At 39.0% G+C, this 17150-nt stretch carries 20 protein-coding genes; 5 read left to right on the top strand and 15 right to left on the bottom strand.

Annotated features, from left to right (window positions below; translation table 11 throughout):
- Window positions 1-12 precede the first annotated feature (12 nt).
- Entirely contained in the window at window positions 13-1008 is a 996-nt protein-coding gene (gene ubiU / locus HMPREF3129_RS10255; RefSeq protein ID WP_004246211.1) for a ubiquinone anaerobic biosynthesis protein UbiU, read from the bottom strand.
- Window positions 1009-1223: 215 nt separating this feature from the next.
- Between ubiU and ubiT the strand changes: the two genes are divergently transcribed.
- Complete coding sequence (gene ubiT / locus HMPREF3129_RS10250; protein WP_004249588.1) at window positions 1224-1757, top strand: ubiquinone anaerobic biosynthesis accessory factor UbiT; 534 nt, start codon at window positions 1224-1226, stop codon at window positions 1755-1757.
- Window positions 1751-2254 carry a GNAT family N-acetyltransferase gene (locus tag HMPREF3129_RS10245; RefSeq protein ID WP_004246209.1) on the top strand — a complete coding sequence of 168 codons (504 nt, stop codon included), beginning with the start codon at window positions 1751-1753 and terminating at the stop codon, window positions 2252-2254. The genes ubiT and HMPREF3129_RS10245 overlap by 7 nt, the downstream gene beginning before the upstream one ends.
- A 16-nt stretch (window positions 2255-2270) precedes the next feature.
- Here the strand turns inward: HMPREF3129_RS10245 and HMPREF3129_RS10240 are convergent, their stop codons facing one another.
- The gene (locus HMPREF3129_RS10240) at window positions 2271-2552 is read right to left on the bottom strand and encodes a GIY-YIG nuclease family protein (protein ID WP_004246208.1); all 282 of its coding nucleotides are present in this window, start codon (window positions 2550-2552) and stop codon (window positions 2271-2273) included.
- Between the two features lie 286 nt (window positions 2553-2838).
- Between HMPREF3129_RS10240 and HMPREF3129_RS10235 the strand changes: the two genes are divergently transcribed.
- Window positions 2839-3090 (top strand): YdgH/BhsA/McbA-like domain containing protein, encoded by a 252-nt coding sequence (locus HMPREF3129_RS10235; protein WP_004246207.1) that lies wholly within the window; start codon window positions 2839-2841, stop codon window positions 3088-3090.
- Window positions 3091-3205: 115 nt separating this feature from the next.
- Window positions 3206-3646, top strand: coding sequence for a YhbP family protein (locus HMPREF3129_RS10230; protein ID WP_036919645.1), 441 nt, complete (start codon window positions 3206-3208; stop codon window positions 3644-3646).
- Between the two features lie 8 nt (window positions 3647-3654).
- On the opposite strand, the gene HMPREF3129_RS10225 is transcribed toward HMPREF3129_RS10230, so the two are convergent.
- The 9 genes from HMPREF3129_RS10225 to argF all read right to left on the bottom strand — a co-directional run bounded on the left by HMPREF3129_RS10225 (window position 3655) and on the right by argF (window position 10875).
- Window positions 3655-4017: a hypothetical protein gene (locus HMPREF3129_RS10225; RefSeq protein WP_036900642.1), complete on the bottom strand. Its 363-nt coding sequence runs from the start codon at window positions 4015-4017 to the stop codon at window positions 3655-3657.
- A 181-nt stretch (window positions 4018-4198) separates the two neighbouring features.
- Entirely contained in the window at window positions 4199-4408 is a 210-nt protein-coding gene (locus tag HMPREF3129_RS10220) for a hypothetical protein (protein WP_004249586.1), read from the bottom strand.
- Between the two features lie 26 nt (window positions 4409-4434).
- Window positions 4435-4899, bottom strand: coding sequence for an anaerobic ribonucleoside-triphosphate reductase-activating protein (gene nrdG, locus HMPREF3129_RS10215; RefSeq protein WP_004246203.1), 465 nt, complete (start codon window positions 4897-4899; stop codon window positions 4435-4437).
- 4 nt (window positions 4900-4903) lie between these two features.
- Window positions 4904-7042 (bottom strand): anaerobic ribonucleoside-triphosphate reductase, encoded by a 2139-nt coding sequence (gene nrdD / locus HMPREF3129_RS10210; protein WP_004246202.1) that lies wholly within the window; start codon window positions 7040-7042, stop codon window positions 4904-4906.
- Window positions 7043-7387: 345 nt separating this feature from the next.
- Window positions 7388-7774 (bottom strand): RidA family protein, encoded by a 387-nt coding sequence (locus HMPREF3129_RS10200; protein WP_004246200.1) that lies wholly within the window; start codon window positions 7772-7774, stop codon window positions 7388-7390.
- Window positions 7775-8111: 337 nt separating this feature from the next.
- Window positions 8112-8570, bottom strand: coding sequence for an aspartate carbamoyltransferase regulatory subunit (gene pyrI, locus HMPREF3129_RS10195; protein WP_004246198.1), 459 nt, complete (start codon window positions 8568-8570; stop codon window positions 8112-8114).
- 13 nt (window positions 8571-8583) lie between these two features.
- Window positions 8584-9519, bottom strand: coding sequence for an aspartate carbamoyltransferase (pyrB, locus tag HMPREF3129_RS10190; RefSeq protein ID WP_004246197.1), 936 nt, complete (start codon window positions 9517-9519; stop codon window positions 8584-8586).
- Window positions 9512-9691, bottom strand: a complete 180-nt coding sequence (locus HMPREF3129_RS18770; protein WP_004246196.1) for a hypothetical protein — start codon at window positions 9689-9691, stop codon at window positions 9512-9514. Before HMPREF3129_RS18770 ends, pyrB begins: the two co-directional genes overlap by 8 nt.
- A 179-nt stretch (window positions 9692-9870) precedes the next feature.
- Entirely contained in the window at window positions 9871-10875 is a 1005-nt protein-coding gene (gene argF / locus HMPREF3129_RS10180; protein ID WP_004246195.1) for an ornithine carbamoyltransferase, read from the bottom strand.
- A 182-nt stretch (window positions 10876-11057) separates the two neighbouring features.
- Here argF and rraB point away from each other — a divergent pair, with 182 nt between their 5' ends.
- Window positions 11058-11489, top strand: coding sequence for a ribonuclease E inhibitor RraB (gene rraB / locus HMPREF3129_RS10175; RefSeq protein WP_004246194.1), 432 nt, complete (start codon window positions 11058-11060; stop codon window positions 11487-11489).
- Between the two features lie 93 nt (window positions 11490-11582).
- On the opposite strand, the gene HMPREF3129_RS10170 is transcribed toward rraB, so the two are convergent.
- The 4 genes from HMPREF3129_RS10170 to HMPREF3129_RS10155 all read right to left on the bottom strand — a co-directional run bounded on the left by HMPREF3129_RS10170 (window position 11583) and on the right by HMPREF3129_RS10155 (window position 17140).
- Window positions 11583-12452 carry a pirin family protein gene (locus HMPREF3129_RS10170; RefSeq protein WP_004246191.1) on the bottom strand — a complete coding sequence of 290 codons (870 nt, stop codon included), beginning with the start codon at window positions 12450-12452 and terminating at the stop codon, window positions 11583-11585.
- 308 nt (window positions 12453-12760) lie between these two features.
- A complete protein-coding gene (locus tag HMPREF3129_RS10165) occupies window positions 12761-12928 on the bottom strand; it encodes a YhfL family protein (RefSeq protein WP_004246189.1) in 168 nt (55 codons plus the stop codon).
- A gap of 414 nt (window positions 12929-13342) precedes the next feature.
- On the bottom strand, window positions 13343-13852 hold the full coding sequence (locus HMPREF3129_RS10160; RefSeq protein ID WP_004249583.1) for a GNAT family N-acetyltransferase: 510 nt from the start codon (window positions 13850-13852) through the stop codon (window positions 13343-13345).
- A gap of 399 nt (window positions 13853-14251) precedes the next feature.
- Window positions 14252-17140: a valine--tRNA ligase gene (locus HMPREF3129_RS10155; protein ID WP_004252953.1), complete on the bottom strand. Its 2889-nt coding sequence runs from the start codon at window positions 17138-17140 to the stop codon at window positions 14252-14254.
- Between the last annotated feature and the right edge of the window lie 10 nt (window positions 17141-17150).

The raw sequence follows: 17150 nt of genomic DNA, 5'->3' as shown, positions 1-17150 counted from the left end.
TAATATCCCTTATTATTGCCATTTCCGGTGGTAAGCACCTAATGTTGTTTGTGTTCCTTCAGATATTTTTCCTAATGCACTCATCCAACGCGGTTGGGTTTTAAAACCTTGAGGATCTTTTTTACATTGGTCAATAGCTGCACGCCATACTCTTGCAACTTCAGTAACATACGCGGGGCTACGTTGGCGACCTTCAATTTTGACAGAGGCAATATTCATAGCCATAAGTTCAGGTAGTAGCGCTAGTGTATTTAAGCTGGTTGGCTCTTCTAAGGCGTGATAGCAGTGTTTATCAACAAAATAACGTCCTTTACATAAAGTAGGATACCCTGCATTTTCATCAGGAGCATAACGGTCTATTAAGACATCATTGAGGCGAGATTCCATACCTTGTGGTGTTTGCTGCCAACGGACAAAACGAGCTGGGGAACAGGCTCCGACAGTATTAGGCGATTCACCAGTTAGATAAGAGGAAAGATAACAGCGTCCTTCAGCCATGATGCACAAACTACCAAAGGCAAAGACTTCTAAAGGAACAGGACTACTTTGAGCCAATTGTTTGACTTGATGAATAGAAAGAACGCGTGGTAGTACAATACGTGCAACATCAAAATTGCGTTGATAAAATGCGATTGCCTGAGTATTAGTGGCCGACGCCTGTACCGATACATGACGCTCTATCTGTGGATAGCGTTCAGCTGCGTATTCTAGCATAGCAATATCGGCCAAAATTAATGCATCGGCACCTAAATGAGCCGCCATATCAATGGCTTTTTGCCAACGTTCAAATCCATCAGGATGAGCAAAAGTATTAATGGCAATATGCAGTTTTCGCTGATGGCGATGTACGTAATTGACGGCTTCTTGCAATTTCTTTTCTGTGAAGTTTAAGCCAGCAAAATGGCGAGCATTGGTGTCATCTTTTAAGCCGATATAAACGGCATCTGCACCATTATCAACAGCGGCTTTTAATGCGGGTAAGTTACCTGCTGGGCACAACAATTCCATCTTCACTTCCCTTTAGAGATTAAAAATGATCAGAAATTGTAATAAGCAGGATAAAAAAAGGTTTTGATTTAGGGCAGAGAATATTGAGTTTTACTTAAGTAAAATTAAATAACTCAAAATATGAACAACCGATTAACGGAATATTGATGTAGGATCGCAGAATCGCTATCTATATCTGGCACAATAGCCGCAATTAAATGTTAAGGAGTCCGAAAGTGTTTAATAAAATTCGCACCCGCCTAGTTAAAGATGGCCCTCGTTTCTTGCGTTACCCTTTGCAAATCACACCATTTGCTTTGCAACGTGATATTTTAGAACAGTTTTTAAGTTGGCAATTCCGCGAAGCATTAGCTGAGGGGGATTTACACTTCTTAGAAGATAAATGGCTAAAGGTAGAAATTAAAGATTTACATTTGCAGTGGTTTATCAGTGTTTGTGATGATAAATTAATCGTAAGCCGTTCTGAAAAAGAAGATGTAAGTTTTAGTGGTAATGCTAACGATCTTATTTTAATTGCCGCGCGTAAAGAAGATCCGGACACCTTGTTTTTCCAACGACGCTTACAAATTGAGGGCGATACAGAACTTGGGTTATATGTTAAGAACCTAATGGATGCAATTGAGTTAGACTCTATGCCATCTGTATTACGTTTTGGTTTACTACAATTGGCTGATTTTGTGAAAAGTGGCCTTCAAGATGAAGTTGAAGACACCGCACACAGCCATGAACTGAGCTCAACTTCATGCTAATACGTGTTGAAATTCCTGTTGATATTCCTGCTATTGATGATCTTTTACGCCAATCATTTCCAACAGGCGCAGAAGCCGATTTAGTTGGTCACTTACGTGAAGAGGGATTATTAACCTTAGGTATGGTGGCAATCAATGACGAAGGCCGGATTGTTGGTTATATCGGTTTTACACCTGTAGATATTGAGGGAAAAGATTGCCAATGGGTAGGTCTTGCGCCATTAGCTGTGGCGCCACAATACCGTGGTCAGGGCATCGGTCGTCAATTGATTAATGAAGGGCTTGATAGCCTTAATGAGTTTGGTTATGGCGCTGTTGTGGTATTAGGTGAGCCAACTTATTATCAAAAATCAGGTTTTATACCGGCAAAATCACAAGGCTTGCATTGCAAATGGCCGAATACAGAAGAAGCATTTCAATTTTATGCTTTAGATAATGGCAATGTTGATGATATTCACGGCTTAGTGAACTTTTCGCCGTTATTTGATGAGGTTTGATAATCGCATCTTTTCATTATGCTAAATACTGTGCAACGTCTGAAGGCTGATCAATGATCAGCTTTTCTTTTTGTATTTTTTTTAACTGTTTTAAACGATATTCAAGTTGAGACGCTTGTTGCCTATCGCCAACTTGGCAATAAAACTCCAATGATAATGGGCCTTTCCCTCTTAGTGCTTTCGCGCCAGTTCCATTTTGATGCTGATTAAATCGTCGCTCAACATCCGTTGTTATTCCGGTATAAAGAGAGCCAAGACGATTTCTGACAATATAGATTGACCATTGAGTATCAGCCATCTTTTTTCCTTTTTGTGCTACTTATGATTTTAATAAACAAAATTTCTTAATTTCTAACGGTAGTTATTAACAAACCACTAAGTTTCAAATCTTGTAATTATATCAACACGTTGTGAAAAATTTATGACGTAAAAAACGTTTTTCTAAAAAAATACATTCAATTATTTTGAAAAAGAACAGCAATAATTGCTAATTTTAAAGTTAAATTAAAATGCATAATATGATCCACATCACAGAGACACACTCCGCGATAGATAACAAATTTAGAATTTAATTGGAGTTCATCATGAAAAAATCTACATTAATCGCTGCAACATTAGCTTTAAGTGCTATTTCATTCGGTTCAATCGCTGCTGACAGCGTAGCAACTAGCCATACCTCTACTGGTGAGTATATCACAATTACAGGTAACGATACTTTAGATGGCTTAACAACTAAAATTGCACAAATCGCAAAAGATGAAGGCGCAACTGGTTATAAAGTTATCGGTGCTACAGGTGACGATTATCTGACTGTAAATGCGGAAATTTATCGTTAATTTATAATTATTCTCGATAAGTTACCTGCACAAAGAGACACGCGGTAAGACGCTTGTTTTGGTGATATAATTATCACCTAAACAGCGTCTCTTTTAGTTTCTATGCAGGTAAATTATGTCTACGCCAGACTCGATCAAAATAATTAAACAATATATAGCCAGTCACCATGTGTTTACCTTATGTACAACTCGTGCATTAGGGGATATTTGGTGCGCGAATTGTTTCTATTGGTTCGATGAAAGCAACATGCGACTTGTTTTTCTCTCAGAAAAATATACACGACACGCACAAATGATGCAGGAAAATTTATTTGTTGCGGGCAGTATTAGTACTCAAGAGGTTTCTGTCGCCAATCTGCAAGGCGTTCAATTCACCGGTACAGTGTCTTTATTAACCGCTAATGACGACATCAGAGCAAGAAAACAGTATTGCTTACGTTTCCCTGTGGCGCTAGCCGCCATCCATGTGCCTTTATGGCAATTACAATTGCAAGAAATTAAAATGGTGAATAATCAGCTCGGCTTTGGTACTAAGCTCTTTTGGCAACGTCACTAAGTTACTGCTTATTGCCAAAAGTAGTAATTTTTTTGTTCCCAACCTTTTAAAGACATACATGAGGTATAGAATGTTTTTCTATCTTCTTGATTAATATCTGCTACATAGCTTTCTGTCATCGGAACACGTTCTGTATAGGTCTTTTTATCCCCACAACGCTCTTTGTCGTCTTTACGGCAGGTTTTTTCTACATCACGATAAACGGTGTGTTGTAGTACCTCTTTACGAATAGGGTAACGTGTATTCGCATCCAAATCACAAATTAACTTTGCTTCTTGTAATGTGTAATCGGGTACCCCTTTTGGCTCCCATTTACTACTACACCCAGTTATTAAAACGATTGAAATTAAAGGTAAAAAAATAAATTTCATATTAAATATTGTCATAAAAAGAAGAATTAAGAATACTAATCATAAAACAAAACTAATCACTTTGACTATTGTTTTTGAAAATGATTCGCATTTGATAACGGAGGTGACTAAATAGGAGCGCTTTATAATAGTGAAGTGATCCCCAGTAGTAAGGTGATTTATCACTGGGGATCATGAGATATTACTCAAATAATGAAAGATTTTTTTCTATCTCTGCATCTATTTCAGTATGTTGGAGATGTTTAACATCAAGTTTCTTTTTCAATTCACTGCCTAGCTTCACGAGTTGATCTCGATTGGCTTTCGATTGCTTTTTACCCCATTTTTTTAAATGGTAGTTCAGTTCATGATCTTCAGAAAAGCTTACATATTTATTATCACTTAAAGGCATATATCCTCCAGTTAATTCAATGTGTATTACTTCAATTTATGGATCACCTGATTACTACTACCGCGCCACAGTAATGCGGGATCATAAAGTTCTTGTACGAATTTGCCGTCAATCAGTACGTTAATATAGCTAACGACTTCTTGTTGCTCTGGGGTTAAGTCAGCCAATAAATAGCCTGTCCAAACCCAAATATCTTTCTCAGGGCATTGCGTTTTAACACGTTTTACCAATTTTAATATAGCAGAAAGATTTTGAGGGTGCAGGGGATCACCACCGGAAAGTGATAGTCCTTGTCGTTTAATACGAGTGTCTTGTAAATCAGCAATGATCTGATCTTCCACTTCTTGGGTAAACGGCTTGCCAGATGTTAGTGACCAAGTTGATTTATTATAGCAACCACGACATTGGTGTACGCACCCTGCAACAAACAGGGTGCAACGTGTTCCTGGGCCATTGACAACATCAACAGGGTAATATTGATGGTAATTCACAGTATTAACCTAACTGACCATTAGCCAGATGTTTAACTCGACGTTTAACTTCTTCTTGTTTACCGGCATTAAATGGACGCGAATCAGGACTGCCTAAATAGCCACATACACGGCGTATCACCGAGACTCTTGCAGGGTTGTGATTACCGCATCGAGGGCAGGTAAAACCTTTACTGGTACAAGAAAATTCGCCGGTATAACCACAGTCATAACATTCATCAATAGGGGTGTTTGTGCCGTAGTAAGGGACACGGGTGTAGCTATAATCCCAAACGTCTTCTAATGCTTTTAGGTTATGTTGTAAGTTTGGATATTCGCCATAGCATATGAAACCACCATTGGCTAATGGCGGGTAAGGGGCTTCAAAATCCAACTTATCATATGGATTCACTTTTTTCTCTACATCTAAGTGGAAACTGTTGGTGTAATAACCTTTATCAGTCACCCCCGGTATAATACCGAATTCCGCTGCATCTAAACGGCAAAAACGGTCACATAAGTTTTCACTAGGTGTACTGTAAAGACTAAAACCATAGCCTGTTTCTGCTTTCCATTGATCTGTCGCTTCACGTAAACGCTGAATAATTGCTATTGCTTTAGCTCTCAATGTTTCATCATCAAAGACGTGTTTTTGCGTACCAAATAAGGCATTAATCGTTTCATGAACACCGATATAACCTAATGAAATGGAGGCCCGGCCATGTTTAAAAATTTCAGCAACACTGTCATCCGCTTTTAAACGTACGCCACAAGCACCTTCCATATAAAGAATAGGGGCAACACGTGCTTTGACGTTTTCTAAACGAGCAATTCGGGTCATTAAGGCTTTTTTAGCCAATTCAAGACGTTTATCAAGCAGCGACCAGAATGCGGCTTCATCTCCTTTGGCCTCAATGGCAATACGTGGTAAGTTTAAACTGATCACCCCTAGGTTATTGCGCCCTTCGTGGAGCATCTCGCCATTTTCTTCATAGACGCCTAAGAAGCTACGACAACCCATTGGGGTTTTAAATGAGCCAGTTACTTTTACCACTTGATCGTAATTTAAAATATCAGGGTACATCCGCTTGCTTGCACATTCTAAAGCAAGTTGTTTGATGTCGTAGTTAGGATCACCAAATTTATGGTTTAAGCCATCTTTAATAGCAAAAACCAGTTTGGGGAAAACCGCCGTTTTGCGGTTTTTACCTAAACCCGCCATGCGATTTTCAAGGATTGAGCGTTGAATTAAACGTGCTTCTTTTGATGTGCCTAGGCCAAAGCCAAAGGTCACAAAAGGCGTTTGACCATTAGCCGTATGTAGAGTGTTAACTTCATATTCTAAAGATTGAAAAGCGTCATAACACTCTTTTTCTGTACGTGCGTTGGCGTAAGCTTCTTTATCCGCTATTTGCCATTCTTGCGCCACTTTATAGTGTTTGTCGTAACTGGCTTTGACAAAAGGTGCAAGGACTTCATCAATACGGTTGATTGTCGTGCCACCATAAATATGACTAGCGACTTGAGCAATGATCTGTGCAGTCACCGCAGTGGCTGTTGAAATGGATTTTGGCTGTTCTATTTCTGCATTACCCATCTTGAAACCGTTGGTTAACATACCATTGAGATCAATCAGCATGCAGTTAAACATAGGGAAAAAGGGTGAGTAATCGAGATCATGATAATGAATTTCACCGCGCTCATGAGCGAGTACCACATCTCTTGGCAGGATATGTAATTTTGCGTAATGTTTAGCCACAATTCCCGCAAGTAAATCGCGTTGGGTTGGGATAACTTTACTGTCTTTATTCGCATTCTCGTGCAAGATAGAGACATCACTCTGTTCGATAAGACCGCGGATTTCCTGAGTTAATCGTCCTCGTTGCTCACGAGCAACATCTCGGTCATGACGGTATTCAATATAAGCTCTGGCAATATCTTTGTGCTCGCCAGCCATCAGCTGATTTTCAACGGCGTCTTGGATCTCACGGATATCGACATTCGAACGTCCTGCGAGAGATTGTGAAACAGATTGAGCGACAAACTCACAATAATCATCATCAGTGATCTGACAAGCTTCGGCTGCTCTTTTGATAGCATCGCTGATGCGGGTTTGGTCAAAAGAGACTTTACATCCGTCTCGTTTTATCACTATGGTTTTCACAATCTGGCTCCTTAACTATTTATCCACAGGCTCTAATCCCATAAAAACAGGTGATGGCGTAGCATTGAGACTAATTGTGGATAAGGTGTGTATAATTACTATATGTTGTATCTGTGTATTTATTAAAGCACAATATATAGTAATTGGAAGCGAAATAATCTTGAGTAAAACTGATCTAAATCAAGGTATTTTTGCTACATCAGGCTTGGAGAGGGCTTGGCTGAATTGTAAATCTGAGATAAAAATGGCAGTAATAAATGATTGCTCATTTATTGAGAATATAAAAAAAGCAAAGTGCTCATAAAGAGTACTTTGCTTCTTTGATATGACAGGTAGAAAAATAAATTAGCGGATCGCGATAACTTCGATTTCTACTTTGGCATCTTTCGGTAAACGAGCAACTTCAACACAAGAGCGTGCTGGGAATGCTGCATTATGCTCTTTAAAGAAAGCTTCATAAGCTGCATTAATAGTACCGAAATCATTTAAATCTTTTACGAAAACAGTCGTTTTAATGATATTAGCAACGGTTAGACCTGCTTTTTCAATAATTGCTTTGACGTTTTCTAAAGATTGACGTGCTTGCTCTGCCGCATTGTCAGACACAAACTCACCCGTAGCAGGATCAACAGGTAATTGGCCTGATGTGATCACTAAATTACCTAAATCAACACCTTGTACATAAGGGCCGATTGCTGCAGGGGCTTTTTCGGTATTAATTTCGTAAGACATGTAGAACTCCTGTTTTTATAAGATTCATGCTAACGCTTGATTAGCTCAGCGCTATTATAGCCAGCGCAGAAGACGAGCAATATGATAGATATCAGGCTTTATCATAAAGTCTATAGGTATAAAAAGAAAATAATCCTAACGCTTTCTCGCCTTTTTATACGATATTTAGCCCATCTAAATCCCCCATTTATAGCAATTTTTTTTCTAAGATAGTGCTTATTAGCTATTTCTATTTTTTCATAAAAAGGGATCAACGCGATTGAGAGGGGATTATTCTATTTTTAGGGTAGGTGTTTATTATCTGCCCTATCAAGCAGGGCAGATAGCCAATAAGAAATCAACGAATAACGGCGTGGCGCTCAAATTCTTTTTCGCAATATTTGCAGGTTAATACTACGTCAGACGCGAATTTTTTCACGCGAAAGCTACTTTGTACCGGCTCATTATGGCTAATACAGTTGCTATTAGGGCAGGGTACAACATCTTCGAGTAATTCAGGTAAACTTAGCGCCATTTTATTGACGACTTGGTAGTCATCAATAATATTAACCGTCGCTTGAGGGGCATACATTGCTAAGCGATTTGCTTGCTCTGCGGTTAAAAAGACATTTTCAATTTTGATTAAATCTTTTTTACCTAGGTTTTCAGAAGGAAGATTAAAACCTACCGTTATTCTTTCGTCTGTTTCGGTTAAACGAAATAGAGATAGGATCTTAAAGCCCACCTGCGCCGGAATATGATCAATAACAGTCCCACGTTTGATAGCTTCAACTTTTAGTTTGTGATCATGAGTCATGGTGTGCTCCTTATTAAAGAACTAAGTTTTTATTTAGAACTAAGGCAAGTAGTGCCTGACGCGCGTAAATACCATTACCTGCTTGTTGGAAATAGTAAGCATAAGGGGTGTTATCAACATCGGTGGTAATTTCATCGATACGTGGCAGGGGGTGTAAGATCTTAAGATTATCTTTTACATTCACCAGATCAGCACTGGTTAAGATAAATTGGGCTTTGACATTGGCATATTCAGAAGGATCAAGGCGCTCTTTTTGTACCCGAGTCATATACAGGATATCCAGCTCTGACATCACTTCATCTACAGTTTCATGCTGACTATATTCAACACCATGCTCTTCGAGTAAATGCAAGATATGCTCTGGCATGGCCAGCACTTTGGGAGCAATAAAATAGAGGTGATTTCCTGTAAATTTTGCTAATGCTTGGGCTAGTGAGTGTACTGTGCGGCCATATTTTAAATCACCTACCATCGCGATATTGAGGTTATCTAATCGGCCTTGTGTTTCTTTAATGGTAAACAAGTCTAGTAACGTTTGGCTTGGGTGTTGGTTGGCACCGTCCCCAGCATTAATAACGGGGATATCCCCAGCAAATTCAGAGGCCAAACGTGCCGCACCTTCTTGAGGATGACGAATAACAATGGCATCAGCATAAGTACGTAGTACGGAAATAGTATCAGCTAAGGTTTCCCCTTTTTTACCTAAAGAGGTGTTACTACCATCTGCAAAGCCAACCACAGACGCCCCTAAACGATGGATTGCTGTTTCAAAAGATAAGCGAGTGCGGGTGGAGGCTTCAAAAAAACAACTGGCAATCACTTTGTCTTTTAACAATTGGCTATTGGGGTGCTGTTTTAATTTGTCAGCAACATGGAGAACAGACTCCAGATCGTCTCGGTTCAGATCATTGATGGAGATAATATGCTTATGATAGAGCGGATTAGTCATTAGAGTTCTCCTTTGATGATACGATAAATGGTGCGATATGTGTTTTTCTACAGACCAAAAAAAACCCCTCAATGAGAGGGGTTTTAAAAAATAGCTTTTTGGAAAAAAGAGAGCGCTTACGACCGGTTAGGGTACGTAATGTGACAACAACTTGGCATTGGCGCTGTTTCATCTTTCCTCCTGACAAATTGTGGCGCATTATACGCATCTTAATCTTACACGCAAGCGTTTGCTTTTAATTTTTTGCAAAAAAATTTTTTTAATTTAAAAATCAATTAGCTTAAAGAAAAGGCAAAAAAGCACCGTTTGTTTAATCATTAAAAAACGTTGCTTTTGCATGAATATGTATTTTTAAAAAGGATTTGCTAAGGTCGCCACCATAACCGCTTTAATCGTGTGTAGACGATTTTCTGCTTCATCAAACACAATACTGTGTTTTGATTCAAAAACCTCGTTAGTGACTTCAAAACCACCATATAAGCCAAATTCTTCCGCTAATGCTTGCCCCATTGTTGTCTCTTCATCATGAAAAGCCGGTAAACAATGCAGAAATTTAACGTCTGGATTACCCGTTAGTTTGATTACATCCATATTAACCTGATAAGGTTTGAGTAACGTAATACGCTCTTTCCAAACTTCTTTTGGCTCTCCCATAGATACCCACACATCCGTGTAGAGAAAATCGGCGTTTTTAACGCCTTCTGCGACATTTTCAGTTAAGGTAATTTTTCCCCCATTTTGCTGAGCGATATTTTGGCATTCAGCGACTAATTCTGCTTGTGGCCAACACGCTTTTGGTGCGACTAGGCGTAAATCCATTCCTGTTAAGGCAGCCGCTTCGAGTAGGGTATTGCCCATATTGTTACGAGCATCACCAAGATAAGCAAAAATGGTTTCTGATAATGGTTTTGTTTGATGTTCAGTAATAGTGAGCAAATCCGCTAATAATTGTGTGGGGTGAAACTCATCGGTTAATCCATTCCAAACCGGTACATCAGCATATTTTGCCAGCATTTCTACTGTTTTTTGGCCATAACCACGATATTGAATACCATCATACATACGTCCTAACACGCGAGCGGTATCTTTTATCGATTCTTTATGACCGATTTGGCTTCCTCCGCCGAGATAGGTTACATTCGCACCTTGATCAAAGGCGGCCACTTCAAAGGCACAACGGGTACGGGTGGAATCTTTTTCAAAAATCAGCGCAATATTTTTTCCTGTGAGATACTGCTGTTCATGGCCTGATTTTTTTGCTTGTTTGAGTTCTAGTGATAAAGCCAGTAATTGTTGTATTTCTGCTGATGAGAAGTCGAGCAAACGTAAAAATGATCTTTGGTAGAAAGGGTTCATAGATAAGTATCCTATAATTGAATTTATATTCAATTTAATACAATAAATATTCATCATCAACCCTTAAACGTCACTTTTGAATGAAAAACTCTGCGATATGAGCCTTATATTAACTATGGAGTGTTTATTCCCCCTGTGGGAGAATAACCAAGATATCTTTCAGACTATTGCGGAGCGGAATTATGGCGGACAGCAAAGAGCTAGCAGAACAACGTGAAGAAACACGTCTTATTATTGAAGAATTACTCGAAGATGGCAGTGATCCCGATGCACTGTACGCAATTGAACACCACATTTCATGTGAAAATTTTGAAACGTTAGAAAAAGCGGCTGTTGAAGTTTTTAAATTAGGTTATGAAGTCACCGAGCCTGAAGAAATTGAAATTGAATCAGGTGAGATCTTAGTCTGCTTTGATGCGGTTAGTGAAAGTGGTCTAAATGCTGAACTGATTGATGCGCAAGTAGAACAGTTAATGAATTTAGCGGAAAAAATGGGTGTCTATTACGACGGCTGGGGAACTTATTTTGAAGATCCCGACGCTGAGTACGATGACGAAGATGGCGAAAATGAAGATGACGAAAGCGAGTCTGATAAGTCATCACGCCTGCACTAATTGGCGCTATATGTTGTCCCAATGTACCAGTCTTTAGGTGCAAAAAAGAACACCCGCCACAAATTCTTTTTGTGACGGGTATTTTTTAAATGGCTAATCCATCATACCAAACTTACCATTGTCATAGTCATCAAAAGCTTGTAATAACTCTTGTTGTGTATTCATGACAAAAGGCCCTTGTCCTACTACTGGCTCATTAATGGGCTCACCCGTTAATATTAATACGATAGCGTCTCCCATGGATCCTAATGTTAGGGTATCACCGTGGGTATCTAATATTGCGATTTCATGTTGACGTACAATATCACTGTTATTGAGATGTATCGCACCTTTAACGACAAATAGCATCGCATTATGTCCCTCAGGGATAGCATAGTGTGAAGTACCCGCATGATTTAAGCGCACATCCCACAGGTTTAAAGGGGAATAGGTCATAGCAATACCAGATGTATTTGCATAGTCACCGGCAATGACTCGGACATAGCCCTGTGCATTAGGTAATTGCACATGAGGAATATCTTGCGCTTTTAGTGCTTGATAACGGGGTTGTGCCATTTTATACGCGCTTGGCAAATTAACCCACAGTTGTACGACTTCAAGCATACCTCCCTCTTTCGTCATTTTTTCAGAGTGATATTCTTTATGTAAAATACCTGAAGCGGCTGTCATCCACTGCACATCACCTTCAGCAATTGTACCGGCATGACCGGTAGAATCATGGTGAGATACTTCGCCTTGATAAGCTATAGTGACCGTTTCGAATCCACGGTGGGGATGAGTCCCAACACCACGCGCATTAGTAACAGGCTTAAATAATGTAGGCTCAGCATAATCCATTAATAAGAATGGGCTATATTGCTCTGCATTCTCTTTATAAGAGAATACTGTGCTCATAGAAAAGCCATTACCAACCCAATGTGGATTAGGTGCTGAATAAATTTGTTTTACCTGTCTCATTGTCATGATGTTTCTCCTGATTAAGGAAAGAAACCGCAATAACCCAGACACAGAAGGAGGTAATACAGGTTATCGCGATTTCTTAATGAGTATGATCATAAATTGTTCGCTCTATAAACAAAATAGGGGGAATTTGTTGATGGTATTCAAAAAAAATGAATGATCTTTTTAAGGTAAAAAAGTCAGGGATGATAAGTAGAAAAGCCTAACAGTAAAAATGATTTTAAAATTATTATTAATTATTTTCCAAAATAAAAACCACATTCTGCTTTATAAAAATAACTCAGAATGTAGTTTATTCATAAAACTATATATTATTTATTAGTATCGCCGCAACCGCCGATAATTTTAGAGATAGATACTGCTGGGTGTAATAAATAGTCGTAGTTACAATCTTTTTCTTTGTTGTAAACACTACCAGTACAACCAGTCATTACGGTAACAAAAGAAGCAATAAGTGCAATTTTGACAAAGTTTTTCATAAGAAATTCCTTTTTAATTTTAGAATGTTAAAAGCCACAGCATGACTTTCTGTGCATAAAGATATTAAATTATCTATAAATAGCAATATAAAAAAATAGGAATTTTAAAATAGAACAGAAACTAAAAAATATTTTATTTAAGATGTGAAATATGATTATCTAGAGTAAAATGAGAAATAAATTAAACTTGTGTTTTTTTATTAAATTTAAGATAAATATTTAATGTGAAATAGATTGCTAATAATTTAAATATAGATTAATCATTAAAAATAGCTGTAAAATATCGCTCTTTTATACCATTAAGATAAATTCATTTTATATTGATAAGTGCTATTGTGAGATAACAAAAAACCCGCATTAAATATGCGGGCGTTTATATCTATACAGCATGTAGATACATGGTTATGAGAAATATCAAAGTGATTTCAGCATACGAATTTCACAGTCGCTGTGGCCTGTATTACCTAATGCTTTATCAATAAACTCAAAGCCTAATTTTTCATATAGACCAATTGCTGCTTTTAAAATATCAGTAGTTTCTAAGTAGCAGCGACTAAAGCCTTGTTGCTTACCAAACTCAAGAGATTGCTGAACAATTTTTTTCGCAATTCCTTTTCCTCGTAACTTAGAAGAGAGATACATTTTCTGTAATTCACAAGTCTCCCCATCGCCACCTGCAAGAGGTGCGACACCACCACCACCAACAATTTCGCCATCCATTTCTACCACCCAGTAAGCGCTGCGAGGTTGATGATAAACTTCGAATAAGGTATCTAAAATCGGATCCGCTACTGCAAATCCTTTATCCGCTGTTAAGCCATGCTCGGCGGAAACTTCTCGAATAACGCGTGCAATGCCGGCGTTATCTCTTTTTTCAATGGCTCTGATAATAATATTTTGTGTTGCATTAGGGTTTGCAGTCATAGTTGCACTCATCGTTTTACTTATTAGTAGAATATTTTTTGATAATGTATTGAGAGAGCACCGGAAAGGAACTTCTTCATTGAAAGTAGCACTGAGGGCCACTGAAAACATCTTAATTGATTAAATAGGATTGTAAACTGTTATGCCTGTTTATTTATATGATTAGGGTATTTGTTGGTAGAGATATATTTCAAATATCTATTTCATTAGAGAGAGAATAATAGAGAAAAGGCACTATAGAACACTATTTCACTGCAAAACGAGTCACAATATAGTGAAAAAATGTTTTATTTTTAGGTTTAGTGATCAACCTATATCTTAAGTAGTAACGATATTAGGTGTTAAAAATAAACTAAAACCCGCAATCAATGCGGGTTTTAGTATTAATGGTGCAATAACTTATAACGCAGCAATAGAGACTTTTTGGGCAATCAGCTTCTCTTTAGCATTTAAACAAGATGCTAAACGCTCACGCTCTTTGGCGACAACAGCCTCAGGTGCGCGATTAACAAAGCCTTCGTTTGATAATTTGCTGTCTAATGTAGTGATATCTTTCTCTACTTTTTCAAGCTCTTTATCTAAACGGGCAAGCTCTGCATCTTTATCAATAAAGCCGGCCATTGGGATCAACAGCTCTGCACCGCTCACTAGTTTAGTTACCGATAATGGTGCTTCTTCACCTTCCGCTAATGGGCGAATATCCGCTAAGCGACCCATTGCTTTTAAGAAACCAATGTTATCACTGACGCGACGTTTAGCCGTTTCATCCGCACCACGTAAAATAACATCCAGTGGTTTACCTGGCGCAATATTCATTTCTGCACGGATATTACGAACTGCGACGATAACCTCTTTGATCCATTCCAGATCGTTAAGTGCTTGCTCGTCGACTAGTGACGCATCAAATTCAGGGAAAGCTTGAAGCATGATGGTTTCGCCTTCAATGCCTTTCACCTCTTTAACGCGTTGCCAGATAGTTTCTGTAATAAATGGAATAATTGGATGAGCAAGACGTAACAGGCCCTCTAATACTTCAATCAAGGTATGACGAGCAGCACGTTTTTGAGCATCATTACCTTTATGAACCGCCGGTTTTGATAACTCAAGATACCAATCACAGAATTGGTTCCAAGTGAATTCGTATAAAATACCGGCAGCAATATCAAAGCGATAATTATCTAACGCTTCACGATAGGCTTTTATGGTGTTATTGAATTCAGCTAAGATCCAGCGATCAGCCAATGAGAATGTCATCTCACCACCTTGATAGCCACAGTCTTGATCTTCTGTATTCATCAGCACAAAACGACTGGCATTCCATAATTTGTTACAGAAATTACGGTAACCTGACAGACGTTTCATATCCCAGTTAATATCACGCCCTGTAGAAGCTAACGCCGCTAAAGTAAAGCGCAGAGCATCAGTACCATGTGCTTCAATACCTTCTGGGAACTCTTTTTTGGTGCGTTTAGCAATACGCTCAGCCATTTGTGGTTGCATCATATTACCAGTGCGTTTTTCTAACAGTTTATCTAATGTGATACCGTCAATCATGTCTAAAGGATCAAGTACGTTACCTTTAGATTTTGACATTTTCTGACCTTCTTCATCACGGATAAGGCCTGTCATATAAACGGTTTTAAATGGAACCTGTGGTTTACCTTCATCATCTTTAATAAAGTGCATGGTCATCATGATCATGCGGGCAATCCAGAAGAAGATAATATCGAAACCGCTCACTAACACATTCGTTGGATGGAATGTTTTCAGTGCTTCGGTGTTTTCTGGCCAGCCTAAGGTTGAGAATGTCCACAGTGCAGAAGAGAACCACGTATCGAGTACGTCTTCATCTTGGCGTAATGCTACATCGGCAGCAATGTTATTTTCACGACGCACTTCTTCTTCGTCACGACCGACATAAACATTACCTTCGTTATCATACCAAGCCGGGATACGATGACCCCACCACAGTTGACGAGAAATACACCAATCTTGAATATCATTCATCCAAGAGAAGTACATGTTTTCGTACTGTTTAGGTACAAATTGAATATCGCCATTTTTAACCGCTTCTACCGCAGGTTTCGCTAAAGGTGCTGCACGGACATACCATTGGTCAGTTAATAAAGGTTCAATAACCACACCACCACGATCACCGTAAGGTACCGTTAAATCGTGAGGTTTGATCTCTTCTAATAATCCTAAACGTTCAAATTCAGCAACAATAGCTTTACGTGCTGCAAAACGTTCCATACCTTGGTAGGCTTCTGGGATCTCTGTGCTATATACATCAGATTCAACACCGTTAGTGTCTAATACTTCTGCGCTAACACGAATGTTGCCATCAAAATCCATGATATTAATCATTGGTAGTTGATGGCGACGACCTACTTCATAGTCATTAAAGTCATGGGCAGGGGTGATTTTTACACAACCGGTGCCTTTTTCCATATCCGCGTGTTCATCCGCTAAAATAGGAATACGACGGTTCATTAAAGGTAGAATAACCTCTTTACCAATCAGATCTTTATAACGTGGATCTTCTGGGTTAACCGCAACGCCAGTATCACCTAACAGTGTTTCAGGACGAGTCGTGGCAACAATCAGATAATCTTTACCCTCTGCCGTTTTAACGCCATCAGCTAATGGATAACGCAGATGCCACATTGAGCCTTTTACTTCGCGGTTTTCAACTTCGAGATCGGAAATGGCAGTGTGTAATTTAGGATCCCAGTTAACAAGACGTTTGCCACGATAGATAAGATCTTCTTTGTGTAAACGAACGAAGGCTTCTTTTACTGCTTTAGATAAACCTTCATCCATGGTAAAGCGTTCGCGATCCCAATCTACGGAGTTACCTAAACGGCGCATTTGGTTAGAGATATTACCGCCGGACTCTGCTTTCCACTCCCAAATTTTATCGATGAAAGCATCACGGCCATAATCATGGCGGTTTTTACCTTCTTCAGCAGCAATCTTACGCTCAACAACCATCTGTGTTGCGATACCTGCATGGTCAGTACCCGCTTGCCACAAGGTATTTTTACCCTGCATACGTTGATAGCGGATCATGGTGTCCATGATGGTTTGTTGGAAAGCATGACCCATGTGCAGGCTACCTGTCACATTAGGTGGTGGGATCACAATACAAAAGCTTTCTTTGGATGTATCACCATTGGCTTTAAAGTAGCCATTTTTTTCCCAATGTTGATACAGAGGTTGTTCAATCTCTGTCGGATTATAAGTTGTATCGAGCGATGGCTCTTTCGGTGCGGATTTATTTTCCATATTCTTTACG

The organism is Proteus sp. HMSC14B05 (assembly GCF_001808035.1).
GTDB lineage: Bacteria > Pseudomonadota > Gammaproteobacteria > Enterobacterales > Enterobacteriaceae > Proteus > Proteus mirabilis.
Note: the sequence above shows the minus strand (reverse complement) of the source record. Positions and strands in the feature narration are given on the sequence as shown.

What these genes read in the sequence shown, in the direction of transcription:
- rraB (WP_004246194.1), top strand. Translation starts at nt 11,058, where the DNA reads ATGGCGGACAGCAAAGAGCTAGCAGAACAACGTGAAGAAACACGTCTT.
- HMPREF3129_RS10200 (WP_004246200.1), bottom strand. Translation starts at nt 7,774, where the DNA reads ATGTCTTACGAAATTAATACCGAAAAAGCCCCTGCAGCAATCGGCCCT.
- HMPREF3129_RS18770 (WP_004246196.1), bottom strand. Translation starts at nt 9,691, where the DNA reads ATGAAACAGCGCCAATGCCAAGTTGTTGTCACATTACGTACCCTAACC.
- HMPREF3129_RS10230 (WP_036919645.1), top strand. Translation starts at nt 3,206, where the DNA reads ATGTCTACGCCAGACTCGATCAAAATAATTAAACAATATATAGCCAGT.
- HMPREF3129_RS10165 (WP_004246189.1), bottom strand. Translation starts at nt 12,928, where the DNA reads ATGAAAAACTTTGTCAAAATTGCACTTATTGCTTCTTTTGTTACCGTA.
- HMPREF3129_RS10240 (WP_004246208.1), bottom strand. Translation starts at nt 2,552, where the DNA reads ATGGCTGATACTCAATGGTCAATCTATATTGTCAGAAATCGTCTTGGC.
- HMPREF3129_RS10225 (WP_036900642.1), bottom strand. Translation starts at nt 4,017, where the DNA reads ATGAAATTTATTTTTTTACCTTTAATTTCAATCGTTTTAATAACTGGG.
- HMPREF3129_RS10170 (WP_004246191.1), bottom strand. Translation starts at nt 12,452, where the DNA reads ATGACAATGAGACAGGTAAAACAAATTTATTCAGCACCTAATCCACAT.
- HMPREF3129_RS10220 (WP_004249586.1), bottom strand. Translation starts at nt 4,408, where the DNA reads ATGCCTTTAAGTGATAATAAATATGTAAGCTTTTCTGAAGATCATGAA.
- HMPREF3129_RS10235 (WP_004246207.1), top strand. Translation starts at nt 2,839, where the DNA reads ATGAAAAAATCTACATTAATCGCTGCAACATTAGCTTTAAGTGCTATT.
- HMPREF3129_RS10155 (WP_004252953.1), bottom strand. Translation starts at nt 17,140, where the DNA reads ATGGAAAATAAATCCGCACCGAAAGAGCCATCGCTCGATACAACTTAT.
- pyrI (WP_004246198.1), bottom strand. Translation starts at nt 8,570, where the DNA reads ATGACTCATGATCACAAACTAAAAGTTGAAGCTATCAAACGTGGGACT.
- argF (WP_004246195.1), bottom strand. Translation starts at nt 10,875, where the DNA reads ATGAACCCTTTCTACCAAAGATCATTTTTACGTTTGCTCGACTTCTCA.
- ubiU (WP_004246211.1), bottom strand. Translation starts at nt 1,008, where the DNA reads ATGGAATTGTTGTGCCCAGCAGGTAACTTACCCGCATTAAAAGCCGCT.
- HMPREF3129_RS10160 (WP_004249583.1), bottom strand. Translation starts at nt 13,852, where the DNA reads ATGACTGCAAACCCTAATGCAACACAAAATATTATTATCAGAGCCATT.
- HMPREF3129_RS10245 (WP_004246209.1), top strand. Translation starts at nt 1,751, where the DNA reads ATGCTAATACGTGTTGAAATTCCTGTTGATATTCCTGCTATTGATGAT.
- pyrB (WP_004246197.1), bottom strand. Translation starts at nt 9,519, where the DNA reads ATGACTAATCCGCTCTATCATAAGCATATTATCTCCATCAATGATCTG.